Here is a 17,542-nt window from a genome sequence, read left to right as displayed (position 1 = left end):
GGCGATGAACTTTCGCAATGGCTTGCGCCTGACGTCCGCAACAGGCGCTCTGGTAATCGGTGTGATTTCCGCCCAGGCTGCCGCACAAGGGGTGGAACCCGCATCGGAAGAAGAAGCGCCGGTCCAGCCTGAAACGGCCGAAGCTTCGGCTCCGATCATCGTGACGGGCAGCCGCATTCGCGGCATCGAGCCGGTCGGCTCCAACGTGATCGCGATCGACGTCGACGTCATCGCGCGAGAGCCGGTGATGTCGACCAACGATCTCCTGCGGCGCGTTCCGCAGGTCGTTTCGCTGGGCGCGAATCGCCAGGGCGGCACGGCGCAAAACGGTGCGGCGAACGCCACCCGCGGCGGGGGCATCAACCTGCGCGGCATCAGCACCAATGCGACCTTGCTGCTGTATGATGGCAAGCGCTTCCCTCCGCAGGGCACCCAGGGGCAATACACCGATCCGTCGGTCATCCCGGCAATAGCGCTCGAACGGGTCGAGGTGGTCGCCGATGGCGCTTCCGCGATCTACGGTTCGGACGCCATTGCAGGGGTGGTCAATTTTATCCTTCGCAAGAACTTTAGCGGAGTCGAGCTGCGCGCCCGATCGGGCTTCACCGACACGAATTACGCGGAACGCCAGGTCGCCGGTCTGCTCGGCAAGAGCTGGCAGGGCGGATCGGCCATGTTCGCGGCAGAGTATGCAAAGAATACCGCCCTGTATGGGCGCGATCTCGACTTCTATCGCGAGAACAATACCGACCGCGGCGGGCGGGACTTCCGTGACGACAACTGTGATCCGGGTACGATTTCCGTCGGCGGGACGACGTATGCTATTCCGGCGGGCGGCGTGGCGCCGGGCGATGCCGGTTCGCTGGTCGCGGGAACGCGAAACTTGTGCGACTACAGCCAGTACAATTCGGTTCTGCCTTCCGAAAAACGGTATAGTTTTGTCGGCAGCATCTCGCAGGACCTGGGCTCGTCGGTACGTATCTTTGCCGACGGTTTCTATTCGCATCGCAGCGGGTGGATCACCGGCACCTCGTCGATCAACGCGGTTGTTCCCAGCACCAATCCGTTCTTCGTGTCGCCGGTTCCGGCGTCTTCGGTCTCGGTGGCGTTTTCGCTGGCACCGACGTTCGGCCCCGACGTGAATCCCTTCGAAGGAACGTTCTGGAACCTGGCCGGCGGTATCGAAGTCCAGCCTTTCGGGGACTGGCGGGCGACCGCGTATTATCAACACGGCGAATCCGAGGATTTCACCGACCGGCGCGTCGGGATCAATTCGGGGGCGCTCGCCGCTGCTCTGGCCGATACCGATCCGGCTACCGCTCTGAACGTGTTCGGCGGGCCGAACAACCCGGCCACGGTAGCGGCCATCCGCGACCGGCTGTTCGTGATCTTAGGTTCGACAAAGCTCGATGTGTTCAATCTTCAGATGGACGGTTCCATCTTCGAACTGCCCGGGGGATCGGTGCGTCTCGCGGTCGGTGGAGAGTATCGTGACGAGTATACTTTCACCGATCTGGAAATCGGCTCCAGTGTGTCCAGCATCCACGTAGGCGACGGCGGGTCACGAAACGTCAAGGCAGTGTTCGGCGAATTGTTCGTTCCGATCGTGGGACTGGCCAACGCCAGTCCCGGCCTGGAGGAACTGTCCCTGTCGATTGCCGGCCGCTACGAGAAATACAGCGATTTCGGCAGTACATCGAACCCGAAATTCGGCCTGACCTACAAGCCGACGGAATCGATTACGATCCGAGGCAGCTACGGCACATCGTTCCGAGCGCCCACCTTCACAGAGGTGTCGGAAGTCGCCGGTGGCGCGGGCCTCTATTACGATCGCAACCAGCCCGGCCCGAACAACACGCTGCTGAACGGTATCGGAATCGCGGGCGGCAATCCCGATCTTGAACCGGAAACGGCGACGACCTGGTCGATCGGTGCCGAGTTCGAACCGATTTATGGTTTGCGGGCGACGCTCACTTACTTCGACATCGACTACAAGGACCAGATCCTGGCCTTGCGGCGCACGCCGGGCCTGCTGACAAATCCATTGTACGCCCAGTTCAACAACCTGAATCCGACCGACTCAGAGATTGATGCGCTGATCAATTCCGGCCTGCCGATCAATTCGCCGATCGACCGGGACAACGTGCAGTTCATTTCCGACGGGCGCCGGCAAAATCTTGGCCGCACTGTGGTGCGGGGCGTTGATTTCGGGCTCTACGCCAACTGGGATGTCGGCAACGTTGTCTTCGACGCGGCGATGCAAGGTACGCTGTACACGCAGTACAAGTTCGAATCCGTGCCCGGCGCGGGCCTTTCCGACGTGCTCGGCACGCTCAACTTCCCGCAGGAATATCGTTGGAAGGCCGATCTGGGCGCGACCTGGAACGCTTTTAGCGCGCGCGTGGTCTGGAATCACCTCGCGGGCTACCGGAACGACACCGTGACGCCGGTCCAGGAGGTTTCGGCATACGACACGATTGATCTCAACCTGGGGTGGAAGGTCAACGACCGGTTCCGGTTCGGCATCGACGTACGCAATCTGTTCGACAGCGATCCGCCGTTCGTCGATCTCAACCAGGGCTACGATCCGCAATCGGCCAATCCAACACCGCGTGTCATCGCCGTGACTGCGGGGATCAAGCTGTAATGCCGGGCTTCTCGCTGATCGCGCTGCTCGCCGCTATGGCGGCACCGTCGCAGACCGAGACATCGATAACGGCTCCGGTGGGCAACTGCGCGGCGTTGATCGGCGAGAGTGGCGATGTGAAGGTCGAGAGGGCGACGCCGATCGATCCCGATCCTCTTTGGACGGTTGAAACCGACAGCTTCTATCGGGGGCTTCCGGTCTCGGTTTCGTTCTGCCGGGTCGAAGGTACGATCGAAGGGAACATCGGATTCGAGATGTGGCTGCCGCTCAAATGGAACGGTCGCATGCTGGGGGCCGGCGTGGGCGGCGATGCCGGCCGGTACAACTTTACCGACATGTCGTTGCGCGTGGAGCAAGGCTTCGCCACGATCACCACCGACGGCGGGCACAAGGCTGGCCAGGCCCGCTGGATGAGCGATCCCAAGGCGCGCGAGGACTACACACACCGCGCGGTGCACCTCACCGCACAGGCCGGCAAAGCCATTGCCGCCCGCTTCTATGCACAACCGGTCCGACGCAGCTACTTCACAGGCTGTTCCGGCGGCGGCCGTCAGGCTTTGAAGGAAATGCAAAGGTATCCCGGCGATTACGACGGTGTGATCGCCGGAGCACCGGGGCCGTATATGCCATTGCAGTCCGTCCGGATGCTGTGGTTCGCCCTGGAACAACAGCGAAACCCGAAGGCCGCTTTGCGAGAGCAGGACTGGGCGCTCTACGAGGCTGAGGTGACGCGCAAATGTGACGCCGACGACGGCGTGCACGATGGCATTGTGGAGAATCCTGCAAGCTGCGACTTCGCCTTGCATACATTGCTTTGTCGGCCGGGCGAAGACGACAAGTGCATTTCCGCACCGCGCCTTGCAATGCTGGAATCGATCGTTTCGCCAATGCCGGACGAGCATGGTCAGGCGATGGACAGTGGACTGTTCCCTGGCGTACGTACCCGACCGGGGCCGCCGTCCCCCTTGCTCCGGGCGATGTGGGCCGATGGCGTGTACGACGATCCCGACTGGGACGAAATGACCTTTCGTCGCACAGCAGATCTGGCGATGGCCAATGAAGCGATGCCGGAACTGCGGGCCGACAGCGTCGCTATCGATGAGTTTGTGCGCCGCGGTGGGAAGGCAATCCTCTATCAGGGCTGGCAGGATCCATCGACCAACGCCGGTCCGACGATTGAATATTATGCCCGTTTGGCGAGGGCAAATGGGGGCCTGACGGAAATTTCGCAGTCCGCCCGCCTGTTCATGGTGCCCGGTATGTACCATTGTCGCGGCGGGCCGGGGGCGGACCTGTTCGGGGCTTCCGGTCATCGCCCTCTGGCCAACGGCGCCGATCCTTCCCGCGATATTCTGTGGGCCCTGATCCGCTGGGTAGAGGACGGCAAGGCACCGCAAGAACTGGTGGCCGCCCGCAATCTGGATAGTGCGCCCGGATTCACCCGCAAGCTATGCCCGTTCCCACAGATCGCCAGGTACGATGGGGAGGGGCCGACGCGCGATGCGGCGTCCTACAGGTGTGTGACGGATCCCGTGTTGGCGAGGTTTTTGACCGATGGCGGTTGAACACGAGGCCGACATCAGCGACCGGATTTCGTCCCACATTGCCGATCTTTCGTTTTGCGATCTGCCGCCGGCCACTATCGCTGCGAGCAGGCACGTGCTCCTCGATGCCGTCGGCGTCATGCTTGCGGCCAGCGGCATGGCCCGCGAGATCGCGCCGTTCATCGATCTGGCCCAAATGGGCGGTGCCGGTCCGTCGGCGATCTTGGGCACGGGGGCTCGCGTGTCTCCGGCATCCGCTGCACTGGCGAACGGCGCCATGGCCCATGCGCTCGATTTCGAGGATACGTTCGACCTCGCACCGGGCCATCCCAATGCGTCTCTTGTCCCCGCCCTGATTGCCCTGGCGCAATCGCATGGTCCGATCTCCGGGCAGGATTTTCTGACTGCGCTTGCCGCGGGGGGAGACTTGGCGTGCAGGCTCGCTCTCGCGCTCGATCGGCCGATGGAAGAGGGGAATTGGTATCCACCCCCGATAATCGGCGGTTTCGGCGCTGCGGCGGGCGCGGGACGCCTGCTGGCTTTGCCGGCAGGGGGGATTCGCGATTGCTTGTCCCTGGCCTTGTGCCAGGTGACGATGCCGGGTGAAATCAAGTACAGCCGCGGCACGGTGTTGCGCGCCGTACGCGAAAGCTTCCCTGCCCAGTCCGCGGTTCAGTCCGCGCTGCTGGCGTTTGCCGGCACGCCAGGATTCGAAACGCCGATCGAGGGGCAGGGCGGCTTCTACGCGCTCTATGCAATGGGACAGTTCGATGCCGATCGGCTGCTGAACGGCCTGGGCGAGAAATTCTGGACAGAGGAACTGACGTTCAAGGCCTGGCCTAGCTGCCGTGGAACGCATCCGTTTATCGAGGCGGCACTGAGACTGCGCAATGCAGGGCTGGCGGCGGGCGATATCGCCCGGGTCGAGCTTGCGATCGACCCGGTGCAGCTCATGCTTGTCAAACCGACGGCGCGAAAGCAGTCGCCGGCCGTCGTGATCGACGCCAAATTCTCCATCCCGTTCTGCACTGCACTGGCGCTGGTGCGCGGTCAGGTTACGCTGGATGATTTTTCGGACTCAAGTCTGGTCGATCGCGAGGTCCGCGAACTGGCGGCCCGGATGACATACCGGGTTTCGCCGGAAGCTGGCTGGGCACGAGGGGCAGGAGGGGCGGTCACCGTCACCCGCAACGATGGGTCCGTTGTGCGCGAGGAGATCGCGCAGGCATATGGTGCGCCTTCCGCGCCGATGAACGAAAACGACCTCTATGCGAAGTTCGTGGATTGCGCGCGCCGCGCCGCCCGTCCTTCGCTCGAACCGGAAAGAGTTGCAGACGCAATATTGCGGCTGGAAACTTGCGATGATGTGGGCGGCATTTTCCGATAGTGCGCGGCAGCTAGAACACGGCCTCTATCTCCGTCCGGCGCTGCGATTGCATCGGCAGGCCGTCGGCATCGATCGCATCTACGGGCAACGAACCCGTTTGCCATCGTGTTTCGATCTCGATTCCGGGAAGCAGACGTGAGAGCGCCAGGCTCACCCGCCGTGCGCGCGATTCGGCAGTTTCAGGCCGTTCGGCGAGAGGCCGACCGCTTATGATAACGGGCTCGGTCGCGGCGAAGCCGGTGACGATCAGCTTTTTCGGTTGGGCCGCCTTGATCCAGGTTACGGCTTTGTCGAGGAGATAATCGTCGTACTGATAGACTAGGAAATCCCGGTCGAATTCGAAAAAGGTGTAGAATTTTCGCGCTTTATAAGGCCCGGGTGGAGCGTCCCGCTGGACGGCCAGAGGCGCGATATTGCGTTCCGGCAATGAGTATTTGCGCCCCGGAAAGCCCTCGGCCGGCAGCATGTGGGCCGGGCAGCGGATCGACAGCCGTGACGTTCTTACCGGATCGAGAACGGCCGCGCCGCAAAGAGTCCCGGCCTCTGCCGACACCCTGCCTTCGACGAGAACCGCAAAGTTATAGTCCGGCTTATACGGTGACTGGCTGACATCCCAGCGGGTGCCGCTCGCGCCGTCGTATGCGAGCCAGCAGCCGGATTTTCGCCCGGCATCGGTGTCGCGATAGACAGGGCAGCTCACGAATTCCACCAGATCGCCCGTTTCGTGCGCGAGCAAGGACGCCGGAGCGACAAGAGCGAGCAGGGCGGACAAGGCTCTCACAATACGCTCATCAGGTTTATCAGGTCCTGTTTTTCCTGTTCGGTGTAGCCGATGCGGTATCGGCGTTCGTAGTAATCGACGACGGCCTCCAGATCCTTGGCCAGACCGTTCGAGAAATAGGGCGCCCGCGCCGCCAGGCCGCGCATGGATTGCAGGGTGATCTTTCCGACGTCTGCGCACCGGCCGGTCGTAAGGGCAAAGCCCGGATCATAGGTTTCGAAAGTGCGACCGTAATAGGGGTGTGGATCGTTCAGGCAGGTGATGCGAAACAGCGGCAGGTCATCGAAAGGGTCGGCAAAGGGAAGCGTTGTCGTGCCAAGGTCCACCTGTCCCGGTGCGACGTCGTTACCCATGCGCGTCATGTTGTGGCAGAAGTTGCAGGCGTTGCGGACCGGATTGCCGAAGCCCATCGGCGTGGTGATGCCCGCGCTGTCGGTGATCAAGAAGGTTTTTTCGCGGAAGATGCGTGCCCCGCGCGCAACCGAGCGGCGAAATTCTATTTGCTCCGGTGTCAGCTTCGCCTTGTCGACTTCTCCGATCGTCTCCCAGGCCTCGAACTCGCCCCATACCGGGAAGCCGATGCTTCCCAGTGCACCGGGCTCTGAATCGCGCAGCGCCGCAGGGCCGCCGCTCGCACCGCCGTCGTCGACCGCGCCGCCCTTGCCCACGTATTGTGCGGCATAGACGCGCATCTCGAAGTTTCTGATGAGCTCCCGATCGCGCTTGCCGAGGCGGGACAACATGCGCAGGTGCGTGGCGCTGGCGTCCTCCATCTGCAGACGCAAGTTGCCAGCCCGATCATCGGCCATGAGATTGCCGCTCATCGGCTCGCCGGTGTCCGGGTCCAGCGGCAGCGGCAGCCCCTGTTTGGGGTCGTAGGCGAAGCCGACTGCGAGCAGGTATTTCAAGTTCGCGACAGGGCGAGGGCGCCGATAGACCGAAATGATCCCGGCCTCCGGCCCGTAATGCGGCCCCGAATTGCAGCCATTGGGGTCGCGAACGACCTCGATCTTGAAATCGGGCGTGACGTCAAGCTCGTTCCATTTCTTGACCGGCCATTCCCGCTCTATCCGGATCAACCCCCGTTCGATCAGGAGCGAATGGGAGGCCCTGTCGCCCTGCGGCAGTAGCGGGCAGTTGGAGCCGTCATAAGCTGCGAACAAGGGATCCGTGCCCCCCGTCTGATCCCAGCGGGCCGCGGCCGTCTTTGCCGAAAGCGACATGCCGTCGGCCGGTTGGTGACAGGTCACGCAGGCGCGGCCTGTGGGGCCGATCGGCTCGAAAAAGGGATGGCCCCTCGTGTCGAGCGCTCCGCCGACCAGGAGAGTTCTCAGAACGCCGTGTTCGTTGGGGTAGTCCAGCGTTGCCGGAAACACCCTGCCCTCACCTGGCGACCACCATCTGTCCAGCCCGTCTTCGTTCGCAGTCGAAGCCGTGGCAATCGCGATTGCGGTAAGGCAACCTGCCATGACAAGCGGTGCCAGCCGCCACTTGCAGACTTGCCTCGACAAAGATCGGGCAACCACTGCGTCAGTTCCCGAACGCGACCTTTACCCGCACGCCATAGGTCCGGGGCGCGCCGTAGATTATGCCGCCGTCGGCGCTTGAACTGTTCTGGATCTGTGCTGCAATATAGGTCTTGTCGGTAAGATTGTTGACGAAGCCTTCGATCAACAGGCCATTGTCGAGTTTCGAGGTCAGCCGCGCATTGACCAACCCGCGTCCGGGCACGAGAGTATTGTCGCTTGGGAAAGGCGTGGCGTACTGCCTGGAGGTATATGCGTAGTTGACCGAAGGGGTCAGCTCGAAGCTGTCGAAATAGAAGGTGTAGCGGGCGCCCGTGTGCAGTGTCCATTCAGGACTGAACGGCAGGCGCCGCCCTTTGGGCACGAGGCGAAGGTTGGTCGGGCAGCCTGCGTCGGTGCCTGGTGCATTCGTGTCGCTGATGCAGTCGGCATTTGCAAACCTTGCATCGAGGTAGCCGACGCCGCCATTGATGCCGAAACCGCCGAACTGTCCGACGACCTCCAGCTCAGCACCTTTCGCCCGGCCCGAGAGCGCGTTCTGCGTGGTCGGCAGACCGTTTACCAGGCTGGCGAGCTGGATGTCCTGGTAGTCGGAATAGAATGCAGCGCCGTTTACGCGCAGGCGCCGATCGATAACTTCAGTTTTGAAGCCGGCTTCGTAAACGATGTTCGTCTCCGGCCCGAACGGATCCTGGCCCGGTGTCAGGTTGACGCCGCCCGCCTTGTAGCCTTTCGACGCGGTGAGATAGACCATGTTGCCGCTACTGAAATGGTAGTTCGCCCCGACCTTGCCCGTCCATTCGTTCGAGGTCTGCTGTGAAACAAACGGCTCCTCCAGTGGAGGGCCGGGCACAGCGAAGCGGGTGTAGACCTGCTTGTCCCAGCTGTGCCGTACGCCGGCCAGCAGCTCCAGTTCGGGGGTTGCATAGTAATTTACCTGCCCGAACAGGGATTTGGACGTGTTTTCCGCCAGGGTGATGATGTCGCTGGACGATTCGTAGAAGTCATCGGTATGGTAGTTGTCGCGTTCCAGGGTAACAGGAACGTCTTCGTCCATATAGAATCCTCCGACCACCCATTGTAGCGGTCCTGCTTGGGTCGACAGCAGGTTCACTTCGGCAATCAGCGTTTCGAAAACCGTCGAGGCACGGCTCACCCGGCCCGGATAGAGGCGGCGGTTAGCGCTGCTCGCCGGCAGGCCCGCCGGCACGGGCTCGGCCGTGGCGGTGCGGTCCCCGTCTGTCTGGTCGAGGGTCGACCCGTCCTGCCACGAAACGAGGCCGCGCAGCTGCACCGCATCCGAAAGATCGTAGCGTCCTTCGGTCGAAAGCCGGTAGCCTTCCTGGTTCTGGAACGAGCGACCGTCTTCCTCGATCACGAACGGGTCGTCGGTCACCGCATCGTTGCGATTTTTTACGGCGTTGTTGTCCGAACGCACGTCGAAGTATTCGCCGCGGACATTGATCGTCATGCGGCCGTCGACGCTTTCCATTCGGAGGTTTGCCCGCATGGCGTCCATGTTGAGATTGCCCGGCTGGCTGCCGGATGGGCCGATGTTCTTCGTGAAGCTGCCGCGCTGCTCGTGGACCGCGGCGATGCGCAGTGCCACTCTTTCGCCGCCGATGTTGCCCGTGACCACCCCTCGGTAGCGGCCGTAGTTCGCGACGGTCAGATCGCCGCTTGCGCTGACGAGGTTGAATTCGGGCTCGGGCGACCGGACGTAGACTGCACCGCCGGTGGAATTCTGTCCGGTCAGCGTGCCTTGAGGGCCGCGGAGAACCTCGATCGATCCGATATCGTAGAAGCTGTGCCCGATGAACTGTTCGTGCGGGATGAGCTGGCCGTCGATGTAATAGGCAACGCCGGGATTGGAAGTGGGTGCCGACTGGGCGATGCCGACGCCGCGGATGTTGATGAACGTCGAACGATTGAACGTGTTGATCGCGACTGACGGGGCGACCTGCTGCATGTCGTTGAGATTGACGACGCCCTTCTGGATCAATTCGTCACCTGACAGGACCGTGGCCGAAACCGGCACGTCTTGCAGGTTCTGTTCCCTGCGTTCGGCGGTCACAATGATCGTGTTGAGGCCTTCGTCTTGCCGTGCCGCACCATCGTCGGCCGACTGAGCCAGCGCCGGCGCCGAAACACTCGATATCAAAAGGGCAAACAGCCCGCATGCGCGCTTGGTATTCATCAGCCCTCTCCCATTTTGTTGTTATATATAACAATATTGAAAGCCCTTGCAAGGGGATCTTTCATCCCGCTTGGTGACGAGCGAGAAACGGTCCCGGACCGAGGCGCCGGACGGATGGGCTGACGGAGGCGATTGCGCCAATCCCGAAAAACGGCAGTCAGGTTTCCGATCGCGCAAGCGCTGCGGCGCCTCTGGGCGCGCCCGTTACGTTACGCCGCCGGCTGAGCCGGTTCGAGTTGGCTATGTTGCATTCTGGCGAACAGGCACAGGACGAAGCAGAAAGTCGAGATCCCGCAGAGCAAGAGAGTCGGGGGAAGGAACGAGCCCGAGCTTTCGGAGAGATAGCCCATCAATGGCGGGATACTGGCACCTGCCATGCTGCCAACGATATTGATCATCACGATTCCCATCGCCAAGGAGGCAGGCGGCAGGAGCTTGGTGGGGATCGCCCAGAACGCCGCCACGGTGCAGCCGGTGCAGGCACCGCCCAGCACCAGGGCAGCGAGGCCGGGGATGCCGGGACCCAGGAAATAGGCGGCGATGAGCCCGGCACCACCGATCAGGGCCGGGATGCCCACGTGGAAATAGCGTTCCTGCGTTCTGTCGGAATGCCAGGCGTTGAAATAGAGCCCGAGCGCGCTCCCCGCCCAAGGCAGCGCCACAATCAAGCCGGTTTCCTCGGCACTTAGTCCAGCCATTCCCTGCACGATTTGCGGCAGCCAGAACATCACGCCGTAATTGCTGGCGAGGATGCAAAACCAGATCGCCGCGCATGTCCATCCGATCGGACTCTTGATTGCGCCCCAACGCAGGTCGTTGCCGGCCGACGGCTTCTGCGCACCTTTGACGTTGTCTGTCAGCCATGCCTTTTCCGTGCTGGACAGCCACCCCGCCTCGCGCGGGCTGTCGGGGTAATAGAACCATGCGAAAATCCCCAGCAGGACGGCCGGCAAGCCTTCTGCCAGGAACATGAAACGCCAGCCTTCGAGGTTCAGCGGGTTGTCCATTTCCAGCAGAATGCCTGAAACCGGTGCGCCGATGACCTGTGCGATGGAAATCGCCATGATGGGGATGGCCAGGATAGATGCGCGGTAACGCTCTGTCGCCCAGTTGCTCAGGTAGATCATCAGGCCGGACGACAGCCCGCCTTCGGCGAAGCCGATGAAAACGCGCAGACCGTAAAGTTCCCACTGATTGGAGATGAAGCCCATCAGACATGCGGCGACGCCCCACGACACCGTGATCAGGCCGAGCCAGCGCCGCATCCCGATCGCTTCATAGAGGAGGACGCTGGGATACTTGGCCGCAAGATAGCCGACGAAGAGCACGCCGGCGCCGAATCCATACTGCGTACCACTCAACCCGAGGGCTTCGTTCATTTGCAACGCTGCGAAACCGACGTTCGTGCGGTCTATCGCACCCATCAGGACGAAAAGCGCGCTGGGGACCACCAACCGCAGCAAGATCTTCCGGCCGATTAAGGCTTCGTCGGCGCCCTGCATAACTCACCTCTCTCTCAGGATCAGCGGAACTAGGTAGTATGCATAACATTTTAATGAAAGCGCTTGCGCAACCTTTTTGCCCCGGTTAGTTCCGTGGCGATCCATCGGCACTTGGCGGTTGGCCTATTGGCCGCGAACCGCCGGGCGCCGCCGATAAATGCCGGCCGGATGCCGGATCGACCAGGACATGCACCGAACATGAAAGCTGCCGCCCCCCGCGATTTCGATCCCGACGTTTCCGAGAGCTTCGACAGCGCGCACGACGACTATGCCCGGCTGCGTCGGGAATGTCCGGTCGCACGCACAGACAAGTTGGGAGGCTTCTGGGCGCTGACCAAGTACGACGACGTGGAGCGGGCGGCGGCGGACCCGAAGACATTCACCACGGCGGTGCAGAACGTGGTGCCCAAGGTCGCATTCACGGGGCGCCGGCCTCCGTTGCACCTCGATCCGCCCGAACACACGCCGTATCGCCGGGCGCTGAATCCCCTACTGTCGAAAGAGCGTTCCGACATGCTGGAGCCGGCAACACGCAAGCTCGCGCGATCGTTGCTGGCACCGATGATTGCTCGGGGCGGGGGCGACATCTGTGGCGAGTTCTCTAGCTATCTGCCGGTTCACGTGTTCGGCGAATGGATGCGCGTTCCTGCAGAGTGGCTCGACACGCTGCACGATTCCGGGCGGGCTTTCATTCTGGCCGTCCATTCCGAAAGTTCGGAGGCGATGAAGGATACAAGCCTCAGATTGTACGAAATGGCCCGGGCACTGATCGCGGATCGGCGGACGACGCCGCAGGACCCTGACATCGATCCCACCAGCGCATTGCTGGCGGCCCGGTGGAACGGTAAGCCCTTGCCGGACGAAATGATCGTCGGAACCGTCCGACAAATCCTGGTCGTGGGAATGGTGGCGCCGATGGTGATGATCGGCAGCATTGCCGTGCATCTGTCGCGCGATCGGGAGCTGCAGCAGAAGCTGCGCGCTGAACCTGCGCTGATCCCGGCCGCGATTGAGGAATTCCTGCGGCTCTATTCCCCCTATCGGGGTTTTGCGCGAACGCCGACTCGCGATATCGAGATCGGGGGGCGTTGCATTGCGAAGGACGAGCCGGTGGCCCTGCTTTACGCCTCCGCCAATCGCGACGAAGGGGTTTTTGCCGACAGCGATCAGTTCGTTCTCGATCGTCCCAATATCGACAGGCACCTTGCCTTCGGCCGGGGGCCGCACCACTGCCCCGGCGCGCATATCGGGCGGATGGAACTGCGCATTGCGTGGGAGGAGATACTCGCCGCAACGGACGGGTTCGAGCTCGATGGCGAGATCACGATGACTCGCTGGCCCGAGATCGGCGCGCTCGCCGTTCCATTGCGGTTCACTTAGGCGGCCCGCCGCTTTGCCCCGATTGCACTACGCCCGGGGATGGGGCATCACGCCAGGGCACTTATGGAAACCTCGCAGGAAAGAGGCCTGACCCTGCTTCAGGGCGACAGGGCCCCCACACTGGACGACGTGGCGCGGGAAGCCAACGTCTCGGCTGCGACCGTCAGCCGGTATCTGAACAACCCCGAAGTCGTCGCCGCACGAACGGGTGAGCGCATCAAGGCTGCTGTCGAACAGGTCGGCTACATCCCCAACGCGCTGGCTGGTGGGTTGGCTTCATCCCGCAGCCGTATGGTGGCGGTGCTCATCCCCCATTTGGTGGATTCGATTTTCAACGACACGATTGAAACGATGGTGGGCGAGCTGGCGGCGAGCGGCACGAACGTCATGCTCGGTCTTACCGGGGTCAGTGTAGCGCGCACGCAGGAGCTGATTCGTGCCGCACTGGCGCGCAGGGTCGATGCCATCATCTCCAGCGGCCCGTTGAACGACGAGATCCGCGACATGGTGCAGCGCAGTCGTGCTCTTTTTATCCAGATATGGGAGCTTCCGCCCGATCCCGTGGGGATTGCGATCGGGTTCTCCCATCTCGAGGCAGGGCGCGATATCGCGCGCTTCCTGGTCTCGCGCGGCTATCGCAGGCCGCACGTGGTCACCGCCGCCGGCGCCCGCGCGCGCCAGCGGCGGGACGGTTTCGTCGAGGAATGGGCCCTGCTGGGCGGAGAGCCTGCGACCGAAAGCGCGGTAGAGATTCCCTCCCGCTTCGGCCACGCCCGGCGGGTTTTCTCCGAAATGCGCCGGTTGGACGAGATGCCGGACGTGGTCGTTTGCGGTTCGGACTGGTTAGCCCAGGGTTTTATCGTCGAAGCGCAAAGCGCGGGGCTGCGCGTGCCGGATCAACTTGCGGTGATCGGGTTCGGAAACAGCTCTATCGCCGGGGAAATGCGCCCCACGATTACGACAGTCGATATCGATGGTGCGCGAATCGCACGTGAGGCTCTCGCGGCAGTGCGAAGGCATGCGGGGAGCGAGGAGCAGCCGCGGACGATAGACCTGGGGTTTCGTTTGATTGCGCGGGAGAGCGCCTGATCGTTCGCGTCCGGCGGGCAGTGCGCACCGGGGTTCGTGAGCGATGGTGGGGCGGCCGTGCAGAGCGGCGAAATGGACACGGCCGCCGGGGTTGGCGCCTACTCGGCGCCGGCAGGACGGCTTTCACCCAGCCGCTGCAACATTTCCAGCAACGACTGACGTTCGCGCGCGCTCAGGACCGAGAAGACCCGGTTTTCGTGCACCTCGATTCGCTCGAGCGCCTTGGAAAGCAGCTTCTCGCCTTCGGGAGTCAGCGAAAGGGCGATAGCGCGACGGTCCCCCGGATCTTCGCCGCGCGCCACCCAGCCCGCGTCGGACAACTCGCTGATCAGAGCAACCATGTTCGCTCGCTGGATATCGAGCGTTCTACCGGCGAGGCCTTGATTGATGCCGGGGTTGGCACGGATAACCGAAAGAATTCCGATATGTGCCTGACGCACCCCGAGGTCGTGGACGGATGCCTCGAAATCCTTCCGCAGGACGTTCCATGCACGGCGAAAGTGATATCCCAGAATATCTGCCAGCGGGCCGATCTGCTGGTCCGCATTTTCGCGGCGTGATTGTGACATCGAACGAAAGCCCCTCTAAAAATCGCGCGCGATCCGCCGCACGTAGATGAGTATGAATGCGGCAAGCATCGACCCCAGTGCCATTGTTAACGCCACCGTGTCGAGCATGTATCCCGCTGCAAACAGGAACCCTGCCAGCACCGGCGCCAGTGCCGACCCGCCTCGCCCGAACCCGATTACGGCGCCGGTAGCCGTCGCTCGCAGCGAAGTGGGAAATGCCAAAGCGATAATCGCATAGAGGCCCACGATCCCAGCGTTCGTGGCACATCCTGCAAGAGCCACGATCAGCGAGAGGGAAGCAATGTCGGTCGGCGAGCGTCCGAATCCGATCACAAGGCCGCAAGACAGGAGCATGGCACCTATCGTCAGCCAGAACACGTTGGCCCGCAGCGTGGCGAGGCCCAGCAGGCCGGACCCGATCAGGCCGCCGACACTGGCCGAAACGAGCACGCCGGCGGCGGCCGACGGTTCGTGCCCCATGTCGGCGACAATCTTGGGTATCCATTTGAGGATGAAATAGAACGTCATGATGTGCATGAAATACACCAGCGTCAGCAGGATCGTCTGCATCCTGAAGGCAGGAGCCATCAGCGTCTTTCCATCGGACCGCACCGCACGCTCCTCCGATGACTCGGCCGGCATTTCGCCAATTTCGGGATGCCCCATCCGACGCAGGGTCGCATTGATCTTGTCCAGCGAATCGGCGCTTCGGCGGTGCATGTGAAAGGCGATCGATTCCGGGGCGTAGAACCATACGATCGGAATAAAGAGCAGGGAGGCTACTCCGCCGAAGATAAAGACGGAACGCCAGTCGTAAGCCGTCAGCAGCGCCGCGGCGACCGATCCCCCGATGATATTGCCCAGCGGATAGCCTGCCGCCATCAATATCACGCAGAGCGAGCGGAAGCGGTTGTTGGCGACCTCAGCCGTGGCCGCGTTGGTAGCGGCCAGCATTCCGCCCAGGCCAAGGCCCGTGAGCACGCGCCAGATGCAGAGCATCGTGATATCGGGGGACGTGGCGGCCGCGAACATTCCGGCAGCCATGATGGTCAGGCAGCCCAGTATGGTCGCCCGACGACCGACGTTATCGGCAATCCGCCCGATCAGCACCGATCCTATCGCCATTCCGACAAGTTCCATCGAAAGGACGATGCCCAGTTCCGCCCGATCGATACCCCAGTCGGCAGCGATCCCGGGTGAGGCGAAGCTGATCGAAAGCACGTCGAAGCCATCCAGGGCCAGCAACCCGACCATGATGGCGACCACGGACCACTGAAATCCGGACATACGCTCTTCGTCGATTATCTTACGCGGGTCCATTCTCGATCTCTCCCATCCATTCGCGCTGGCGCGCTTTTGGTCGTAAATGTTATATGGGGCAACATTTTGTGAAAGCGCTTGTGGCGCTATGTCCATCTTGTTATGACACATAACAATGCGCAATCGAGGAGAAAGGTCAATGGCCGCGACGGCAGGCGAGCGGACGAGTGAATTCAGGCGAATCAACCCGATCACCGGCGATGTGGCATCCACGGCCGCGGCCATGAATGCTGCGGAAGCGGCCGATGTTGCCAGGCGAGCGCATGATGCGTTTCCGGAATGGTCGGCGATGGGCCCCAATGCACGTCGTGCCGTGCTGACGAAGGCTGCCGATGCCCTGCATGCCCGGCAGTCGGATTTCGTGGATGCCATGATGGCAGAAATCGGCGCCACTGCCGGTTGGGCAATGTTCAATCACGGCCTGGCCACAAGCATCGTGCGCGAAGCAGCGGCACTCACCACGCAGATCCAGGGAGAGGTCATTCCGTCCGACAAGCCTGGCTGTCTCGCCATGGCTTTGCGCGAGCCGGTCGGGGTGATCCTCGGGATCGCGCCTTGGAATGCACCGATTATTCTCGGCGTGCGGGCGATCGCCGTTCCGCTCGCTTGCGGAAACAGCGTGATCCTCAAGGCCAGCGAACAATGCCCGCGGACCCATTCGCTGATTATCGATGCCTTCGCGGAAGCGGGCTTTCCCGAAGGGACGGTCAATCTCGTCACCAACGCACCCGACGACGCGGCCGAAGTGGTGGGTGCGCTGATCGACGCCCCGCAGGTTCGGCGCATCAACTTCACCGGCTCGACCGCTGTCGGCAAGATCATCGCCAAGCGGGCGGCCGAACACCTCAAGCCCTGCCTCCTCGAACTGGGCGGCAAGGCGCCCCTCGTCGTTCTGGAGGACGCGGATCTCGATGAGGCGGTCAAGGCTGCTGCTTTCGGCGCATTCATGAACCAGGGGCAGATCTGCATGTCGACCGAACGCATTATCGTGGTCGATGCCGTGGCCGACGAGTTCGCTCGCCGCATGAAGGCGAAGGTCGACACGATGTCGGCCGGCGATCCGCGGGAGGGCGCTGCGCCGCTGGGCGCGGTGGTCGATGAAAAGACCGTCGCCCATTGTCGGGCTCTGATCGAGGACGCCCTTTCGCAAGGGGGGGAGCAGCTTGTCGGGGGCGATACCGTTCTCAACGTTGTGATGCCGGCGCATCTGATCGACAAGGTAACCCCGCAGATGAAGCTCTTCCGCGACGAGAGTTTCGGCCCTGTCGTCGGCATTGTCCGCGCGCGTGACGAAGCCCATGCGATCGAACTGGCGAACGATAGCGAATACGGATTGTCTGCCGCCGTTTTCACGAAGGACGCTGCGCGGGGGCTGAAGGTCGCTCGCAAGATTCGTTCGGGAATATGCCACGTAAACGGGGCAACCGTTCACGATGAAGCCCAGATGCCGTTCGGCGGCGTGGGAGCTTCGGGCTACGGCCGGTTCGGCGGCAAGGCCGGGATCGACGCCTTTACAGAGCTTCGCTGGATCACCGTCGAGACCGAGGCCGGCCATTTCCCCATCTGAGCGGAGAACCGTGGTTTCCATTTCGGCGCCGGA

General features: G+C 62.4%; 12 protein-coding genes. 6 read left to right on the top strand and 6 right to left on the bottom strand.

All coding sequences use genetic code 11. From position 1 onward, the window contains the following. Positions 1-22 precede the first annotated feature (22 nt). The 3 genes from V5F89_RS00920 to V5F89_RS00910 are packed head-to-tail and all read left to right on the top strand — an operon-like array spanning position 23 to position 5,578. Positions 23-2,647: a TonB-dependent receptor gene (locus V5F89_RS00920; RefSeq protein ID WP_338446390.1), complete on the top strand. Its 2,625-nt coding sequence runs from the start codon at positions 23-25 to the stop codon at positions 2,645-2,647. Further along, complete coding sequence (locus tag V5F89_RS00915) at positions 2,647-4,212, top strand: tannase/feruloyl esterase family alpha/beta hydrolase (protein WP_338446389.1); 1,566 nt, start codon at positions 2,647-2,649, stop codon at positions 4,210-4,212. Before V5F89_RS00920 ends, V5F89_RS00915 begins: the two co-directional genes overlap by 1 nt. Then, positions 4,202-5,578, top strand: a complete 1,377-nt coding sequence (locus V5F89_RS00910; RefSeq protein ID WP_338446388.1) for an MmgE/PrpD family protein — start codon at positions 4,202-4,204, stop codon at positions 5,576-5,578. The genes V5F89_RS00915 and V5F89_RS00910 overlap by 11 nt, the downstream gene beginning before the upstream one ends. Before the next feature lie 10 nt (positions 5,579-5,588). Here the strand turns inward: V5F89_RS00910 and V5F89_RS00905 are convergent, their stop codons facing one another. From V5F89_RS00905 to V5F89_RS00890, 4 genes are all read right to left on the bottom strand, one after another. After that, entirely contained in the window at positions 5,589-6,359 is a 771-nt protein-coding gene (locus tag V5F89_RS00905; protein WP_338446387.1) for a hypothetical protein, read from the bottom strand. Further along, entirely contained in the window at positions 6,356-7,828 is a 1,473-nt protein-coding gene (locus V5F89_RS00900) for a hypothetical protein (protein WP_338446386.1), read from the bottom strand. The genes V5F89_RS00905 and V5F89_RS00900 overlap by 4 nt, the downstream gene beginning before the upstream one ends. 61 nt (positions 7,829-7,889) lie before the next feature. Beyond that, positions 7,890-10,082 carry a TonB-dependent receptor gene (locus tag V5F89_RS00895; protein WP_338446385.1) on the bottom strand — a complete coding sequence of 731 codons (2,193 nt, stop codon included), beginning with the start codon at positions 10,080-10,082 and terminating at the stop codon, positions 7,890-7,892. Between the two features lie 209 nt (positions 10,083-10,291). Then, positions 10,292-11,584 carry an MFS transporter gene (locus tag V5F89_RS00890; RefSeq protein WP_338446384.1) on the bottom strand — a complete coding sequence of 431 codons (1,293 nt, stop codon included), beginning with the start codon at positions 11,582-11,584 and terminating at the stop codon, positions 10,292-10,294. A 198-nt stretch (positions 11,585-11,782) separates the two neighbouring features. Between V5F89_RS00890 and V5F89_RS00885 the strand changes: the two genes are divergently transcribed. Both V5F89_RS00885 and V5F89_RS00880 read left to right on the top strand, forming a co-directional pair. Further along, complete coding sequence (locus V5F89_RS00885) at positions 11,783-12,964, top strand: cytochrome P450 (RefSeq protein WP_338446383.1); 1,182 nt, start codon at positions 11,783-11,785, stop codon at positions 12,962-12,964. Between the two features lie 63 nt (positions 12,965-13,027). Further along, positions 13,028-14,053, top strand: a complete 1,026-nt coding sequence (locus tag V5F89_RS00880) for a LacI family DNA-binding transcriptional regulator (RefSeq protein WP_338446382.1) — start codon at positions 13,028-13,030, stop codon at positions 14,051-14,053. A gap of 98 nt (positions 14,054-14,151) precedes the next feature. Here V5F89_RS00880 and V5F89_RS00875 read toward each other — a convergent pair whose 3' ends face one another. After that, a complete protein-coding gene (locus V5F89_RS00875) occupies positions 14,152-14,622 on the bottom strand; it encodes a MarR family winged helix-turn-helix transcriptional regulator (RefSeq protein ID WP_338446381.1) in 471 nt (156 codons plus the stop codon). A 15-nt stretch (positions 14,623-14,637) separates the two neighbouring features. Beyond that, positions 14,638-16,167: an MFS transporter gene (locus V5F89_RS00870; RefSeq protein ID WP_338446380.1), complete on the bottom strand. Its 1,530-nt coding sequence runs from the start codon at positions 16,165-16,167 to the stop codon at positions 14,638-14,640. Here V5F89_RS00870 and V5F89_RS00865 point away from each other — a divergent pair. After that, on the top strand, positions 16,082-17,509 hold the full coding sequence (locus V5F89_RS00865) for an aldehyde dehydrogenase (protein WP_338446379.1): 1,428 nt from the start codon (positions 16,082-16,084) through the stop codon (positions 17,507-17,509). The genes V5F89_RS00870 and V5F89_RS00865 overlap by 86 nt on opposite strands. Positions 17,510-17,542 lie beyond the last annotated feature (33 nt).

The organism is Pelagerythrobacter marensis (assembly GCF_036700095.1).
Classification (GTDB): domain Bacteria; phylum Pseudomonadota; class Alphaproteobacteria; order Sphingomonadales; family Sphingomonadaceae; genus Pelagerythrobacter; species Pelagerythrobacter marensis_A.
Note: the sequence above shows the minus strand (reverse complement) of the source record. Positions and strands in the feature narration are given on the sequence as shown.

Coding starts and splice junctions, on each gene's coding strand:
- V5F89_RS00875 (WP_338446381.1), bottom strand. CDS start 14,622: ATGTCACAATCACGCCGCGAAAATGCGGACCAGCAGATCGGCCCGCTG.
- V5F89_RS00880 (WP_338446382.1), top strand. CDS start 13,028: ATGGAAACCTCGCAGGAAAGAGGCCTGACCCTGCTTCAGGGCGACAGG.
- V5F89_RS00900 (WP_338446386.1), bottom strand. CDS start 7,828: ATGGCAGGTTGCCTTACCGCAATCGCGATTGCCACGGCTTCGACTGCG.
- V5F89_RS00895 (WP_338446385.1), bottom strand. CDS start 10,082: ATGAATACCAAGCGCGCATGCGGGCTGTTTGCCCTTTTGATATCGAGT.
- V5F89_RS00870 (WP_338446380.1), bottom strand. CDS start 16,167: ATGGCCGCGGCCGTGGATGCCACATCGCCGGTGATCGGGTTGATTCGC.
- V5F89_RS00910 (WP_338446388.1), top strand. CDS start 4,202: ATGGCGGTTGAACACGAGGCCGACATCAGCGACCGGATTTCGTCCCAC.
- V5F89_RS00885 (WP_338446383.1), top strand. CDS start 11,783: ATGAAAGCTGCCGCCCCCCGCGATTTCGATCCCGACGTTTCCGAGAGC.
- V5F89_RS00865 (WP_338446379.1), top strand. CDS start 16,082: ATGGCCGCGACGGCAGGCGAGCGGACGAGTGAATTCAGGCGAATCAAC.
- V5F89_RS00890 (WP_338446384.1), bottom strand. CDS start 11,584: ATGCAGGGCGCCGACGAAGCCTTAATCGGCCGGAAGATCTTGCTGCGG.
- V5F89_RS00915 (WP_338446389.1), top strand. CDS start 2,647: ATGCCGGGCTTCTCGCTGATCGCGCTGCTCGCCGCTATGGCGGCACCG.